15 protein-coding genes are annotated in these 14,235 nt (G+C 73.9%); 10 read left to right on the top strand and 5 right to left on the bottom strand.

The features are described 5' to 3' along the window. Positions 1–120: 120 nt before the first annotated feature. From CRP29_RS11960 to CRP29_RS11925, 8 genes are all read left to right on the top strand, one after another. On the top strand, positions 121–1,317 hold the full coding sequence (locus tag CRP29_RS11960; RefSeq protein WP_097195255.1) for a CaiB/BaiF CoA transferase family protein: 1,197 nt from the start codon (positions 121–123) through the stop codon (positions 1,315–1,317). Further along, on the top strand, positions 1,314–2,162 hold the full coding sequence (locus CRP29_RS11955; RefSeq protein ID WP_097195254.1) for a citryl-CoA lyase: 849 nt from the start codon (positions 1,314–1,316) through the stop codon (positions 2,160–2,162). The genes CRP29_RS11960 and CRP29_RS11955 overlap by 4 nt, the downstream gene beginning before the upstream one ends. 10 nt (positions 2,163–2,172) lie before the next feature. Then, entirely contained in the window at positions 2,173–3,144 is a 972-nt protein-coding gene (locus tag CRP29_RS23565) for a quinone oxidoreductase family protein (RefSeq protein WP_097195253.1), read from the top strand. A 78-nt stretch (positions 3,145–3,222) separates the two neighbouring features. Then, positions 3,223–4,086: a dioxygenase family protein gene (locus CRP29_RS11945; RefSeq protein ID WP_097195252.1), complete on the top strand. Its 864-nt coding sequence runs from the start codon at positions 3,223–3,225 to the stop codon at positions 4,084–4,086. 140 nt (positions 4,087–4,226) lie between these two features. Continuing rightward, on the top strand, positions 4,227–5,075 hold the full coding sequence (locus tag CRP29_RS11940) for a formate/nitrite transporter family protein (RefSeq protein ID WP_097195251.1): 849 nt from the start codon (positions 4,227–4,229) through the stop codon (positions 5,073–5,075). Between the two features lie 174 nt (positions 5,076–5,249). Next, positions 5,250–5,885, top strand: coding sequence for a sigma-70 family RNA polymerase sigma factor (locus CRP29_RS11935; RefSeq protein ID WP_245852750.1), 636 nt, complete (start codon positions 5,250–5,252; stop codon positions 5,883–5,885). Next, positions 5,882–6,697, top strand: a complete 816-nt coding sequence (locus CRP29_RS11930; RefSeq protein WP_097195249.1) for an anti-sigma factor — start codon at positions 5,882–5,884, stop codon at positions 6,695–6,697. Before CRP29_RS11935 ends, CRP29_RS11930 begins: the two co-directional genes overlap by 4 nt. 26 nt (positions 6,698–6,723) lie before the next feature. Then, a complete protein-coding gene (locus tag CRP29_RS11925) occupies positions 6,724–7,164 on the top strand; it encodes a flavodoxin family protein (protein ID WP_097195248.1) in 441 nt (146 codons plus the stop codon). A gap of 95 nt (positions 7,165–7,259) precedes the next feature. On the opposite strand, the gene CRP29_RS11920 is transcribed toward CRP29_RS11925, so the two are convergent. Together CRP29_RS11920 and mqo are read right to left on the bottom strand one after the other, a co-directional pair. Further along, a complete protein-coding gene (locus tag CRP29_RS11920; protein ID WP_040339557.1) occupies positions 7,260–7,463 on the bottom strand; it encodes a cold-shock protein in 204 nt (67 codons plus the stop codon). A 200-nt stretch (positions 7,464–7,663) separates the two neighbouring features. Beyond that, entirely contained in the window at positions 7,664–9,163 is a 1,500-nt protein-coding gene (gene mqo, locus CRP29_RS11915) for a malate dehydrogenase (quinone) (protein ID WP_245852749.1), read from the bottom strand. A 238-nt stretch (positions 9,164–9,401) separates the two neighbouring features. Here mqo and CRP29_RS11910 point away from each other — a divergent pair, with 238 nt between their 5' ends. Then, a complete protein-coding gene (locus CRP29_RS11910; protein WP_097195247.1) occupies positions 9,402–10,271 on the top strand; it encodes a tryptophan 2,3-dioxygenase in 870 nt (289 codons plus the stop codon). A 12-nt stretch (positions 10,272–10,283) separates the two neighbouring features. Here CRP29_RS11910 and CRP29_RS11905 read toward each other — a convergent pair whose 3' ends face one another. Further along, positions 10,284–11,426, bottom strand: coding sequence for an aromatic acid exporter family protein (locus CRP29_RS11905; protein ID WP_097195246.1), 1,143 nt, complete (start codon positions 11,424–11,426; stop codon positions 10,284–10,286). Between the two features lie 361 nt (positions 11,427–11,787). Between CRP29_RS11905 and CRP29_RS11900 the strand changes: the two genes are divergently transcribed. Beyond that, positions 11,788–13,116, top strand: a complete 1,329-nt coding sequence (locus tag CRP29_RS11900) for an RNA polymerase sigma factor (protein ID WP_097195245.1) — start codon at positions 11,788–11,790, stop codon at positions 13,114–13,116. A 55-nt stretch (positions 13,117–13,171) separates the two neighbouring features. Here CRP29_RS11900 and CRP29_RS22750 read toward each other — a convergent pair whose 3' ends face one another. After that, the gene (locus tag CRP29_RS22750) at positions 13,172–13,735 is read right to left on the bottom strand and encodes a DUF6281 family protein (protein ID WP_097195244.1); all 564 of its coding nucleotides are present in this window, start codon (positions 13,733–13,735) and stop codon (positions 13,172–13,174) included. Beyond that, the gene (locus tag CRP29_RS11890) at positions 13,732–14,226 is read right to left on the bottom strand and encodes a SigE family RNA polymerase sigma factor (RefSeq protein ID WP_097195243.1); all 495 of its coding nucleotides are present in this window, start codon (positions 14,224–14,226) and stop codon (positions 13,732–13,734) included. The genes CRP29_RS22750 and CRP29_RS11890 overlap by 4 nt, the downstream gene beginning before the upstream one ends. Positions 14,227–14,235: the final 9 nt, after the last annotated feature.

The raw sequence follows: 14,235 nt of genomic DNA, 5'->3' as shown, positions 1-14,235 counted from the left end.
CGTGCCGCCTCAGGGGGCCTCAGGTCCGGTTGACAGCCTGCCGGATCCCGGTCGAGACTCCTGGCGTCGCGGGCGGACAACCGTCCGAGATTTCCCGATCCGAGGAGGCACCGACCGCTGATGAGCGCCGAGACGACGGGAGCGGGAGCACCCGCCCCAGCCGCACGAGGGCCGCTCTCCGGGCTCCTGGTGGCCGACTTCTCCCGGATCCTGGCCGGGCCGTACAGCACGATGCTGCTGGCCGACCTCGGCGCCGAGGTGGTCAAGGTGGAGGGCAAGGGCGGTGACGACACCCGCACGTGGCAGCCGCCGGTCCGCGAGGGCGTCTCGACGTACTACCTGGGCGTCAACCGCAACAAGCGCTCGATCGCGCTGGACCTCAAGGACCCGGGCGACGTCGAGCTGGCCCGGGAGCTGGCCCGCCGCGCCGACGTGTTCGTCGAGAACTTCAAGCCCGGCGGGCTGACCCGCTTCGGCCTGGACTACGACGCCGTCGCCGCGGTCAACCCGGCGGTCGTCTACGCCTCGATCAGCGGGTTCGGCAGCGGTCCCGGCGGCGCCGCGCTGCCCGGCTACGACCTCATCGTGCAGGCGATCTCCGGCTTCATGAGCCTGACCGGCAGCCCCGACGGGGAACCCTTCCGCGGCGGCGTCGCGCTGTTCGACGTGATGGCGGGCCTGCACGCGACCATCGGCATCCTCTCCGCCGTCCACCACCGGCACGAGACCGGCGCCGGGCAGCACGTCGAGGTCAACCTGCTGTCCTCGGCACTGTCGGGCCTGGTGAACCAGACCAGCGCCTACGTCGCCGGGGGCGTGGTGCCCTTCCGGATGGGCAACAGCCACCCGAGCCTGTTCCCCTACGAGCCGCTGCCCTGCGCCGACGGGGACCTGATCGTGACCGCCGGGAACGACGGCCAGTTCCGCAAGCTGTGCCAGGTGCTGGGTGTGCCCGCGCTCGCCGACGATCCGCGGTTCGGCCGCAACGAGGACCGCACCGCCAACCGGGACGCCCTGCGGCCGCTGCTGGTCGAGCGGCTGCGCACCCGCACGAAGATGGAGTGGTTCCGCGACATCATCGGCGCGGGCGTGCCGTGCGGGCCGATCAACACCATCGACCAGGGCGTGGCGTTCGCCGAGGAGATCGGCCTGGACCCCGTGGTCGACGTCGGCGAGGGGGCGGCCGCGATCCCGTCGGTCCGCAACCCGATCACCTTCTCCGCCACCGAGGCCACCTATCGCCTGCCACCCCCCGGGCTGGACGAGCACGGGGCCGAGATCCAGAGCTGGCTGAGCACGACGGAGGAGAACGCATGAGCGAGCGGCCCCAGGACGCCAAGCCGCAGTACCCCACGGCCCTGGGCGCCTCGAGCCTGGAGTCGATCACCCTGCTCGGCACCGATCTCGCCCGCGACGTGATGGGCACGGTCGGCTTCGGCGAGCTGTCCTTCTGGCTGGCCACCCAGCGCCGTCCCACCCCGGGGGAGACCCGGGTCTTCGAGGCGGTGCTGGCCGCGCTGGCCGACCACGGCTTCACCCCGACGGCGATCGTCACCCGGCTGACCTACCTCGGGGCGCCGGACTCGATCCAGGGCGCGCTGGCGGCCGGGCTGCTCGGCGGGGGCTCGCGCTTCCTCGGCGTCACCGAGGACTGCGGCCGCTTCCTGCACGACGTCCTCAGCGGGGTGGACGGCGCCCTGCCCGTCGACGACGCCGGCTGGGACGCCCTCGCGCTGGAGACGGTCACCGCGCAGCGCGCGCTGGGCCGCTTCGTGCCCGGGCTCGGCCACCACGTGCACAAGCAGGGCGACCCGCGCACGCCGCGGCTGATGGAGATCGCCACCCAGGAGGGCGTCTTCGGGCCGCACCTCTCGCTGTTCGCCGCCATCGGGCGGGTGCACGAGCAGGTGCTCGGCAAGCGGCTGCCGCTCAACGGCGCCGGCGTCTGCGGAGCGGCGCTGGCCGACCTCGGCCTGCCGCTGGAGCTGCTGCGCGGCTTCGCGCTGCTGGCCCGCACCGCCGGGCTGATCGGCCAGCTGGCCGAGGAGCTGCGGCACCCGGTCGCCAACGACATCTTCCTCTCGGTGGACCTCAACAACGCACCCGTCGACCCCGACCCCTACGCCGCGCCGCCGCTGCCCGCGGCCGGCGGGCAGGCCTGAGGGACGCGCGATGCGTGCCGCCGTCGTCCGTACCCCGGGGGAGCACCCGGAGCTCGGGGAGCACCCGGACCCCGTCCCGGGCGCCGCGGACACCGTCGTCCGGGTGACGGCGGCGCCGCTGGTCCCGCTGGACCTGCTGTGCGCCTCGGGTACCTCCTACTTCGGCCGGCCGGCCGTCCCCTACGTGCCGGGGGTGCAGGGCGTGGGCGTCGTGGAGAGCTCGCCCGAGCTGGCTGCCGGCACCCGGGTCTGGTTCGCCACCAGCGCCGGGATGGCCCCGGGCGACGGCAGCCTGGCCGAGCGCTGCGCCGTCCGCCCGGACGACGTGGTGCCGCTGGACGCCGACGTGCCGGACGCCGCGCTCGCGGCCCTCGGGCTGTCCGCGGTGGCGGCGTGGATGTCGCTCACCTGGCGGGCCGGCCTGCGCGCGGGTGAGCACGTGCTGGTGCTCGGGGCCGGCGGCGCCGTCGGCCAGGTCGCCGTCGGGGCGGCCCGCGTGCTCGGTGCGGGGCGGGTGGTCGCGGTCGCCCGCTCGGAGCGGGCGCGGGACCGGGCGCTCGCGGCGGGCGCCGACGAGGTGCTCGCACTCGAGGGGGACGCCGAGGCGCTGGCCGGCCGGTTCCGCGAGGCGCTGGGCGGGCGGCTGGACGTCGTCGTCGACCCGGTCTTCGGCGTCGCGGCGACGGCGGCCTCCCGGGTGCTCTCCGACGGAGGCCGGCTGGTGAACCTGGGCGGCGCGTCCGGCGACACCGCCGAGTTCTCCTCGGCGGTCCTCCGGTCGCGGTCGGCCTCGGTGCTGGGCTACACGAACAACGCGCTGACCCCCGTGCAGCGCCGCGACGCGCTGGAAGCGGTCGCCGGGCACGCGGCCGCCGGGCGGCTGGCCGTGGCGCACGAGCCGGTGCCGCTGGCCGACGTCGCCGCCGCCTGGCGACGTCAGGCCACGGGCGACCCGGGCGTCCGGCTGGTGCTCACCCCGTAGGACGGCAGGACCCCCGCGGCAGTCGCGGGGTGCGACGGAGCGACCGGGACGCGGCCGCGAGGACAGCAGGAGGACACCGTGCAGCTCGTCACCGAGGACAACATCACCGACCTGGCGGTCGAGCGCTGGGCGACGGCCGGCGACCCGCGCCTGGCCGAGGTCATGACGGCGCTCGTGCGGCACCTGCACGACTTCGCCCGCGAGGTGCGGCTCACCGAGGCCGAGTGGATGGCCGCAATGCAGTGGCTGACGCGCACCGGGCAGATCAGCACCGCGAAGCGGGAGGAGTTCATCCTCGCCTCCGACGTCCTCGGGCTGTCGATGCTGGTCGTGCAGATGAACCACCGGCTCGACCCCCGCGCGACCCCCGCCACCGTGCTGGGCCCGTTCTTCATCGAGGGCTCTCCGCAGCTGCCCTACGGCGGCGACATGTCCGACGGGCTGGACGGCGTTCCGCTCTACGTGCACGGGACCGTCCGTGACCTGGAGGGCGCGCCCGTGGCGGGTGCGACCTTCGACGTGTGGCAGGCCGACGACGAGGGCGTCTACGAGGCGCAGCTCGGCGAGGTCGACGAGGCGCGGTTGCGCGGCAAGTACACGACCCGCGAGGACGGCGCCTACTGCGTGCGCTCCATCGCGCCCAAGGGCTACACGATCCCGATGGACGGGCCGGTCGGCGAGCTGATCTCGCGGACCGCGATCAGCCACTTCCGCCCGGCGCACATCCACTTCCTGCTGGCCGTGCCGGGCTTCGCGCCGCTGATCACCCACCTGTTCCAGGAGGGCGCGGAGTACCTGGACACCGACGTGGTGTTCGGGACGAAGCAGGAGCTCGTCGTCCGGTTCGAGGAGCGCGAGCCCGGCCCCACCCCCGACGGCGGCCGCAGCGAGGTGCCGTGGATCGAGGCGCGGTACGACTTCGTCCTCCAGCGCCAGCCGTGACCCAGGCATGGGAAGCGATACCTGCGTCCTGACCGTCCCGACGCGGGTATCGCTTCCCATGCCCGGGCGCCTTCTCGGCATCGCCGGGCGCGGGACGGGGTAGCGCCGGAGCCGGTGCACCCAGGTTCCCGGAGGCAGGCATGACGACACGCGAACCGCAGGAGATCGCCCGGGTCGCAGCCGCGACCGGTGCGAAGAAGACGCACCGGACGTGGGACAAGGTGCTGGTCAGCGCCTTCCTCGCCGGGGCCTACATCGCCTTCGGCGGGCTGGTGGCCATCGCCGTCTCCTCCGGGCTGGATCCCGACACCTGGGGCACCCTGCCGACGCTGTTCACCGGCGCGGTCTTCACCCTCGGTCTCGTCCTGGTGCTCATCGCCGGGTCCGACCTGGCCACCGGCAACATGGCCCTGGTCCCGCTCGGTGCGATGCGCGGCAAGCTCGGCGTGGGCGACGTCGCGAAGAACCTCTCGCTGGTCCTGCTGGGCAACCTGCTGGGCGCGCTGCTCGTCGCCTACTTCCTGGCCGTGCAGACCGGCGTCATCGGCTCGTCGGGAGCCGGGGGCAACGCGGGGCTGACCTACGAGCGGCTGTCCGGGATCGCCGAGGGCAAGGCACTGGGGGAGTCCGCCTGGCAGACGTTCCTGCGGGCGGTCGGCTGCAACTGGCTGGTCTGTCTGGCGGTGTGGATGTCCCTGGCCGCCAAGGACGTCGCGGGCAAGATCCTGGCCATCTTCTTCCCGATCATGGCCTTCGTGGCGATGGGCTTCGACCACGTGGTCGCCAACATGTTCTTCCTGCCGGCGGCGATCTTCGCGGGCGTGCCCGACGTCGGCTGGGGTGAGACAGGGCTCAACTGGCTGCTGGCCGGGGCCGGCAACCTCGTCGGCGCGGTGGTCTTCGTGTCCACGTCCTACTGGTACCTGTTCCTCAGGGACCAGCCGGAGGAGCCCGCCCCCGCGGAGGTGCCGAGCGCCGAGCGGGCCTGACCCTCCTCGGTCCGGGAGCCGGCTGAACCGAACGCGTGCCGGGTACGAATGCTCCCCGTAGGCGTGCCACCGACCCCGGGGAGGAATCGCGTGAGACCTCTCGCCGGAACCCGACCGACCGCCGTCCGCGGTGCTGCCGCTCCCTCTCGGGTGCGGGCGGATACCGTGGCGTCCGTGGACGAACCGGCACGTCGGCCGGAGAACCCGGCCGCTGCGGCCCTGCTGGTCCGCATCGGCGCGGGAGATCGCCGCGCCGTCGACGAGCTGTACGAGATGTTCGGTCGCCAGGCGTTCGCGCTGGCCCGGCGCATCCTGCTGGACGACGGGCTCGCCGAGGACGTCGTCCAGGAGGTGTTCCTGTCGGTGTGGCGCACCCCCGGTGCCTTCGACGAGCGGCGGGCCGCCGTCTCCTCCTGGCTGCTGGCGATGGTGCACCACAAGGCGGTCGACGCGGTGCGCCGCGAGGAGGGACACCGGCGGCGCGGCCGCCGGGCGGAGGACGACATGGCGCTGAGCGCACCGACGGCAACCGTGGACGCCGAGGAGCAGGCCGTCGACCGGGTGGTCTCCCAGCAGGTCCGCACCGCCCTGGGCGAGCTGCCGCCCGCGCAACGGGAGGCGCTGGGCCTGGCCTACTACGGCGGCTACACGCAGCGGGAGGTGGCGGCCCTGACCGGGGTCCCGCTGGGCACGGTGAAGACCCGCATGCTGGCGGGGATGCGCAAGCTGCGCGTCGACCTCGGCAGCAGCGGCGGGCCGGCCGGCGACGGCCGCAGCACCGCCGCGCCGACCGACGGGAGCATCCGATGAGCGCCGCTCTGCCCGGCCGCGGGCACGGCGAGGCGTCCGAGGAGCTGGCGGTCGGCTGGGCGCTGCACGCCCTGGAGCCGGAGGATGCCGAGGTGTTCGCCCGGCACCTGGCGGGCTGCGCGCGCTGCCGGCAGGTGGTCGAGCAGACGACCGAGGTCATGGCGGCCCTGGCCGGCGCGGCGCCGTCCGCCGAGCCGCCGCGGGCGCTGGGGGAGCGGCTGCGCGCCGAGGTGGCCCGCACGCCGCAGGACGCCCCGGCAGCTCCGGCCGCGCGAACTGCACCCGCACCCGCACCCGCACCTGCGTCTTCACCCGCGCCCGCGGCCGTGCCGATGCCCCGTCGTCGCTGGACGGCGGTGCTGGTGGCGGCCGCCGTCGCCGCGGTCGTCGGCCTCGGGGGCTGGACTGCCGTGCTCATGGGCGACCGGAACGAGGCCCGGCAGGCCGCTGCTTCGGAGGCGGCCATGGTAGAGGAGCTGCTGCGCCCGGGCCCGGCAATGGTCGTCCCGGTCGCCGCGCCCGACGGCCGGACGATGGCCACTCTGCTCGCCCGCGACGACGGCGTGCAGCTGATCAGCCACGCGCTGCCGGCCAACGACCGCGCCGACGAGACCTACGTCCTCTGGGGCCTGGACCAGGGCACCCCGAAGGCGCTGGGCGCGTTCGACGTCACCCAGGACGGGTTGCAGCTGCGCACCCTGGAGGTGGAGGGGGCCGACGACTTCCCCGGCTACGGGATCAGCCTGGAGCCCGGACGGCGGGCACCCGAGGCGCCCACCGACGTCGTCGCCCGCGGCTCGCTGCCCAGCTGACGGCAGCGGCGCGGGATGATCTCCGCATGCCGCGTCTGCTCGTCGTCCACCACACGCCCTCGCCCGCGCTCCAGGCGGTGCTCGAAGCGGTGAAGGAGGGGGTGGCGCTGGCCGAGGGCACCGAGCTGGTGCTGCGGCCGGCGCTGTCGGCGGGCGCGGCCGACGTGCTGGCCGCCGACGGCGTGCTGCTCGGGACGCCGGCCAACATCGGCTACATGTCCGGCGCGCTCAAGCACTTCTTCGACACCGTCTACTACCCGTGCCTGGACGCCACGGGAGGGCTGCCGTACGGGGTCTACGTGCACGGCAACGACGACACCGCCGGTGCGCTGGCCAGCATCGCCCGGATCACGGGGGCGCTGCGCTGGAAGCAGGTGGCCGCGCCGCTGAGCCTCACGGGGGCCGGGTCACCGGCCGACCTGGACGCCGTCCGGGAGCTGGCCGCGACCGTGGCGGTGAGCCTGTAGCCGGCGTTCCCGACCCCGGGCTTGCTGACCCCGGAAACGCCGACGGGGGCCACGGCGCACGAGGCGCCGTGACCCCCGTCGGGGATCAGTTCAGATCAGATGGGGCGAACGTTCTCCGCCTGCGGGCCCTTCTGGCCCTGCGTGACGTCGAACTCGACCTGCTGGCCCTCGTCGAGCGAGCGGTAGCCGTCGCTGACGATGGCGGAGTAGTGGCAGAAGACGTCGGCGCCGCCGCCGTCCTGGGCGATGAACCCGAAGCCCTTCTCCGCGTTGAACCACTTCACAGTGCCCTGAGCCATGTCGTTACTTCTTCCGTGCTGGGGGTGACCGGATCGGCACTCGCTGATCCGGGGCCGCCGCACCGACCGGCAGGACCGAGAGGAACGTCAGGGCAGAGACGACTGCGGACGTTCGAGAACGAGCAGAGGTACAACAGCGACCGAGCAGAACCCTACCCTGCATTCCCCCCGGGGCGGTAGCCCCATCCCCGGACGGCCGGTCAGCCGTCGAGTTCGAGGGTCTCCATCGTGTCCTTGCGGACCTGGGCGAGGAGCTCCGGCTCGTCCGACAGCGTGTGGCCGTAGGAGGGGATCGCCTCCTGGATCAGCGGGCGCCAGGCGTCGGTCCGGTCGGGGAAGCAGCGCTCGAGCAGCGTCAGCATCGCCGCGACGGCCGTGGAGGCGCCGGGGGAGGCCCCCAGCAGGCCGGCGATGGTGCCGTCGGCGCCCACGATCAGCTCGGTGCCGAACTGGAGCATGCCCTTCCCCGTGGACGGGTCCCGCTTGATCACCTGGACCCGCTGGCCGGCGGTGATCATGTCCCAGTCGTGCTCCTCGGCCTCGGGCACGAAGCCCTGCAGCGTGCGGTGGCGGGCCGCGCGGGACTGGAGGAGCTCCTTGATCAGGTACTTGGTGAGCGCCAGCTCGGTGCGGGCGACGCCGAGCATCGAGCCGAGGTTGTTCGGGCGCACGCTCAGCGGCAGGTCGAAGATCGAGCCGGCCTTGAGGAACTTGGGCGAGAAGCCCGCGTAGGGGCCGAACAGCAGCGAGTACTCGCCGTCGATCAGGCGCAGGTCCAGGTGCGGCACCGACATCGGGGGAGCGCCCACGGCCGCCTGGCCGTAGACCTTCGCCTGGTGCTTGGCGACCAGCTCCTGGGAGGTGGTGCGCAGGAACATGCCGCTGACCGGGAACCCGCCGAAGCCCGCGATCTCGGGGATGCCGGTGCTCTGCAGCAGCGGCAGCGCACCGCCGCCGGCACCGACGAACACGAACCGGGCGCGCACCGTGCGGGGCTCACCGGAGCGGGTGTCCTCGACGGTCACCTTCCAGCGGCCGTCGGACTCCCGCTCGATCTCCTCCACGCGCTGGTGGGTGTGCGTGGCCACGCCGCGGGTCTCGGCGTCGGCGAGCAGCATCCGGGTCAGCGCCCCGAAGTTGACGTCGGTGCCGGCGACGGAGCGGGTGGCCGCGACGGGCTGCTCCGGGTCGCGGCCGGCCATGACGAGCGGGATCCACTGCGCGAGGACAGCGGGATCCTCGGTGTGCTCCAGCTCGGCGAACAGCGGCTGGGCCTTGAGCGCGTCGTAGCGGGCGCGCATGTAGCGGCGGCCCTCGTCGCCGGTGACGAAGCTGACGTGGGGGACGGGGGAGATGAAGTCCCGGGGGGTGCCCATGCCGCGGCGCACCAGGTGCGACCAGAACTGGCGCGAGACCTGGAACTGCTCGTTGATCCCCACGGCCTTGGACGCGTCCACCCGGCCGTCGGGCCCCGCCGGGGTGTAGTTCAGCTCGCAGAGCGCGGAGTGACCGGTGCCGGCGTTGTTCCAGGCGTCGGAGCTCTCGCCGGCCAGCGCGGGCCCGGCCTCGAAGACCGTGACCGACCAGTCGGGCGCGACGATGCCGAACAGCGCCGCGAGGGTGGCGCTCATGATGCCGCCACCGACGAGCACCACGTCGGGGTTCGCGCTGTCAGCTACAACGCCGGGACTCGAAGTCACGTCTGCCTCTCTGGCCTACCGCGGGAGGGCGCCAAGGAGCGCCGCACCCTAGATGGTCGGACGAAACGACCGCCGAGTCGCGGCTCCGGCGGTGTGAGCTATCTCGCCCCCGCGGAGGCCCGACGTCCGTGGTTCGCCGGACATGGGGTTTCCCCGTGCAGGCCGCGGCCATTCCGGGACGCCGGATCACTCTTCCAGAGGAGGCGGGCGCGCCGTCCGCGAGGGCTAGCGTTCGGGCATGGCCAACGCTCCCGACGAGCCCGAGCGTGCCGAGCGCGCTCTCGAGCAGTCCATCCGGACCGACCTGACCGCCGATCGCAGCTACGGCGGCTACCTCGGCCTGGACCAGCTCCTGGCCGCCCAGCACCCGCGGAGCCGGCCCGAGCACCACGACGAGCTGCTGTTCATCGTCCAGCACCAGACCAGCGAGCTCTGGCTCAAGCTCGTGCTGCACGAGCTCCTGGCCGCACGGGGCTACCTCGCCGCCGACGACCTCGATCCCGCGCTCAAGTGCCTCGCCCGGGTCAAGAACATCCAGCGGACGCTCACCGAGCAGTGGTCGGTGCTGGCCACCCTCACACCCCGCGAGTACGCGCAGTTCCGTGGCGCCCTCGGGAACGCCTCGGGCTTCCAGTCCCACCAGTACCGGGCGGTGGAGTTCGTGCTCGGCAACAAGAACGCCGCGATGCTCCAGGTCTTCGACGCCGAGCCCGCGGCCCGGCAGCTCCTGGCCGAGCTGCTGGAGGCCCCGACGCTCTACGACGAGTTCCTCCGGCTGCTCGCCCGCGCGGGCTTCGCCGTCCCCGAGGAGGTGCTGGGCCGGGACGTCCGGGAGCCGTGGCGGTTCGAGGCCGGACTGGTCCCGGTGTTCCGGCGCATCTACGAGGCGACCGAGACCCCGTGGGGGGTCTACGAGGCGTGCGAGAGCCTCGTGGACATCGAGGACAACTTCCAGATGTGGCGGTTCCGCCACCTGCTCACCGTGCAACGGACGATCGGGGCCAAGACGGGGACCGGCGGCTCGTCAGGGGTGGGGTTCCTGAGGCGTGCACTGGATCTCACGTTCTTCCCCGAGCTGTACGCGGTCCGCACCGAGATCGGCACCTGAGGGGCCGGGCGGTCAGCGCGCGCCCTCCGGCGGGTCCGGGGCCTCGAGCGAGCGGGCGACCACGTCGTCGGGTGGGCTGAGCGCGACCAGCCCGCGGCGGACCGCGTCGACGACGCTGCCGGCCACGAACAGGTCGTCCTGGGTCGCCGTGCGTGCGCGCCGCACCTCGTCGGTGAGCCGGCGCAGCGCCTCGTCGGCCGCCCGCGACGCCTCCGGCTCCGCCGTCCGGTATCGCACTGACCGGAGCGCGTCGGCGAGGGCGGCCAGGGCGCGGGCCGCGGCCGGACGCAGGGCCGGCCCCAGCGCCACCCGCTCGAACTCGGCGCGCTCGGTGGCCGAGAGGGCGTCGGTGAGCTCCTCGACCAGCAGGGTCAGCCGTTCCAGGGCGCGCGCCTGCTGCACCTGCTGGCGGGCGTCCTCCGCGTAGCGGCGGGCCTTCCGGTTGCCCCTCTGCGCCTCCAGGGACTGCTCGACGGCGGCGCGCATCCCGGCCAGGACCGGGTCGATCGTGCGGGTGCGCTCCTCCCAGCCCTCCGCCGTCGGCGGGCTCTCCTGGCGCAGCGCAGCGGCGAGGTCGTCGAGCTGGTCGGCCAGCGTGTCGCGCAGCAGCTGGAGCTGGGCCTGCGCCGGTGCCAGGGGGAGGGGCGGGAAGACGGCGGTGACGGCGAGCCCGACCAGGGCGCCCAGGAGGGTCAGCCCGGCGTAGCCCAGCACGTAGCCGGTCGGGTTGGTGTTGCCGATGATGAGGACGAACAGCCCTGACGTCGGCACCCAGCTCCGCGCGCTGCCCAGGCGAGGCCAGCCGGCCACGAGCACCCCGATGGCGACCACCAGGGCGATCGTCACGAGGTTCGGCCCGGCCAGCGCGTCCACGGACAGGGCGACCCCGGCGCCGAGGGAGATCGCGGTCACCGTCTGCGCCGACTCGCGGACGGAGCCGGTGAGCGTCGTCGACGTGGCGACCACCGCACCCAGCGGTGCGTAGTACGGGTAGTCGGCGGCGGGCCCGGGGACGACGCGCACCAGGGCCCAGGCCAGCGAGGCGGCCAGCGCGGCCTTGAGCGCCATCCCCAGCCGCGGGTGGCGTGCCCAGGTCCGGCGCGCCCGACCGGGCGCCGCCGTGATCGCGCGTCGCCCGCCGTCCTCGTCCCGCACGAGCCACCTCCGTCCGCAGCCGGTCCCGCACTCCTGCGTGCCCGGGAGGACGGGGTCCGGAACACTGGGCCCATCGCCCCCGCCCGTCCGGGTCCGATGCGGACTACGTCACGTCGGCCGGGCGAGGATCCGGCCTGATTTCACCCCGGAAGGGGCGGCTCGGCGGACGGGTGGCGGCACCGACGGGCGGCGAGGGCTAAAATGGGTCGTCGTCCCCGGGAACGCGCCGATCAGGCCGGTACCGCAGGACATCCGCTCCCCATCCTCAGCACGTGCCGGCTCCTCGTCGCGCACGCGCCGGCCTCTCCGCTAGGACTGCAGGTTCTCGCGACGCCGTCCGACACCGTCACGAGAGGCGACGATGACTGCGACCGACATCGCCCAGCCGGCCCCGAACGCTACGGACGAAACCATCACCTCTCCCACCAAGGCAGCCGCCAAGCCCAAGGCCGCTGCGAAGCCCAAGGCCGCTCCCAAGGCGAAGGCCGCCGCGAAGCCCAAGGCGCCCGCCCGGGCGAAGGCCGCTCCGAAGTCCAAGGCCGTGCCGGCCGAGGGCGACGACGCGACCGCCGTCGACGAGGTCCTCGAGACCGCTGCCGCCGGTGAGACCGTCACCGTCACCGCCACCGCGGTGGAGGAGGACGACGACACGGACGCGCCGGAGGCCGACGGCGAGGCCGCGGCCGGCGCTCCCACCGGCGAGTTCGAGTGGGGGGACGAGGAGGAGTCCGCGGCCCTCCGCAAGGCCCGCAAGGACGCCGAGATGACGGCCTCCACCGACGCCGTCCGCGCCTACCTCAAGCTCATCGGCCGGGTGAAGCTGCTCACCGCCGAGGAGGAGGTCGACCTCGCCAAGCGGATCGAGGCCGGGCTCTACGCCAGCCACAAGCTCGCCGACGCCGCCGCCGCGGGGGAGACGCTGCCGATCACCCGGCGCCGCGAGCTCACCTGGGTCACCCGGGACGGCGAGCGCGCCAAGGACCACCTGCTCGAGGCCAACCTGCGCCTCGTCGTCTCCCTCGCCAAGCGCTACACCGGCCGTGGGATGGCCTTCCTGGACCTCATCCAGGAAGGGAACATGGGCCTGATCCGCGCGGTCGAGAAGTTCGACTACACCAAGGGCTTCAAGTTCTCGACCTACGCCACGTGGTGGATCCGCCAGGCGATCACCCGCGCGATGGCCGACCAGGCCCGCACCATCCGCATCCCGGTGCACATGGTCGAGGTGATCAACAAGCTCGGCCGCATACAGCGTGAGATGTCGCAGTCCCTCGGTCGCGAGCCCACGCCGGAGGAGCTGGCCAAAGAGCTCGACCTGACCCCGGAGAAGGTGCTGGAGATCCAGCAGTACGCCCGGGAGCCGATCAGCCTCGACCAGACCATCGGCGACGAGGGCGACAGCCAGCTCGGCGACTTCATCGAGGACTCCGAGGCCGTCGTCGCCGTCGACGCCGTCAGCTTCGGCCTCATGCAGGACCAGCTTCTGAGCGTGCTCCAGACGCTCTCCGAGCGGGAGGCCGGCGTCGTCCGGCTGCGCTTCGGCCTCACCGACGGCCAGCCGCGCACCCTCGACGAGATCGGCCGCGTCTACGGGGTCACCCGCGAGCGGATCCGGCAGATCGAGTCGAAGACGATGAGCAAGCTGCGCCACCCGAGCCGCTCCCAGGTGCTGCGCGACTACCTGGACTGAGCAATGCCGAGCGAAGGGCCCCGACCAGCAGGTCGGGGCCCTTCGTCGTTCCCGGTCAGTCCGTGGCTGCGGCCCACTCGGCGCCGGCCTGCTGGAGCGCGGCGAGGATCGGCAGGCGCTGCTCGCGGGGCAGGTCGGCGGACAGCAGCGCGAGGACGCCGTCCGGGTCGGCGACCGTGAGGACCTGCTCCGGCCCGTACCCGGGGTACGCCGAGGCGGTGACCCGCCTCGGCGTCTCGGGGCGGGCGACGCCGCCCGGCAGGGGGCCGGTGTCGTTGCAGGACGCGACCTCCGCCTCGCCGAGCTCGGCGACCGGTGCCGCGGGGGGCCGGACGAGAGCCTCTGCGACGTACATGGTGCCCTCGAACCACACGGCGAAGCTGCAGTCGGCGACAACGGACGGCCCGGGCCCCCCGCCCGGGCCCGCGTCGCCCCGCACGGCTGCCACGCCGCCGACGACCACCACGGCCGCGATCAGCCCGGTCGCCGCGGTCGTCCGGACGCGGCGGCGGCGCCGCACCCGGTGCAGCGTGAGGGCGGCGAGGCCACCCGGGTCGGGTGCCCCCGCGGCGTCGGCGGCGAAGAGCTCGCGCAGCTGCTGTTCGGTCGGGGTGCTCACGGCGCCTCCTGGGCGGTCTCGGCGAGGGCGGTGGTCCGGAGGCTCGCCAGCGCCCGGGAGGCGGTGGCCCGCACGGCGCTCGCGCTGACACCCATGGCCTCGGCGATGGCGGCGTCGTCCAGGTCGGCGTAGTACCGCAGCACCAGCACGGTGCGCGCCCGCGGCGCCAGGCCGGCCAGCAGCATGCGCAGCTGGTCCCGCTCCGCGAGGGCGTCCCCGGGTCCGGCCGCCCGGTCGGCCGCGGTGTCCGGCAGGTCGGTCGGCCGCTCGGTGCTCGACCGGCGACGTCGCCAGCTCAGGTGTGCGTTCACCAGCATCCGGCGGACGTAGGCGGGCGGGTCCTGCGCCGCCGTCACCTTCCGCCAGTGCCGGTAGGCATCCGCCAGCGCCGTCTGGGCCAGGTCCTCGGCGAGGTGCCGGTCGCCGGTCAGGACGAACGCCAGCCGCAGCAGGGGAGCCCCCTGTGCCGCCACGAACTGCTCGAACGTCACGCCGCGCTC

Origin of the sequence: Blastococcus aggregatus (assembly GCF_900221005.1) — a bacterium.
GTDB lineage: Bacteria > Actinomycetota > Actinomycetes > Mycobacteriales > Geodermatophilaceae > Blastococcus > Blastococcus aggregatus.
This window is presented reverse-complemented; position numbering and strand designations above follow the sequence as displayed.

Coding starts and splice junctions, on each gene's coding strand:
- CRP29_RS11960 (WP_097195255.1), top strand. CDS start 121: ATGAGCGCCGAGACGACGGGAGCGGGAGCACCCGCCCCAGCCGCACGA.
- CRP29_RS11955 (WP_097195254.1), top strand. CDS start 1,314: ATGAGCGAGCGGCCCCAGGACGCCAAGCCGCAGTACCCCACGGCCCTG.
- CRP29_RS23565 (WP_097195253.1), top strand. CDS start 2,173: ATGCGTGCCGCCGTCGTCCGTACCCCGGGGGAGCACCCGGAGCTCGGG.
- CRP29_RS11940 (WP_097195251.1), top strand. CDS start 4,227: ATGACGACACGCGAACCGCAGGAGATCGCCCGGGTCGCAGCCGCGACC.
- CRP29_RS11930 (WP_097195249.1), top strand. CDS start 5,882: ATGAGCGCCGCTCTGCCCGGCCGCGGGCACGGCGAGGCGTCCGAGGAG.
- CRP29_RS11925 (WP_097195248.1), top strand. CDS start 6,724: ATGCCGCGTCTGCTCGTCGTCCACCACACGCCCTCGCCCGCGCTCCAG.
- CRP29_RS11920 (WP_040339557.1), bottom strand. CDS start 7,463: ATGGCTCAGGGCACTGTGAAGTGGTTCAACGCGGAGAAGGGCTTCGGG.
- CRP29_RS11910 (WP_097195247.1), top strand. CDS start 9,402: ATGGCCAACGCTCCCGACGAGCCCGAGCGTGCCGAGCGCGCTCTCGAG.
- CRP29_RS11900 (WP_097195245.1), top strand. CDS start 11,788: ATGACTGCGACCGACATCGCCCAGCCGGCCCCGAACGCTACGGACGAA.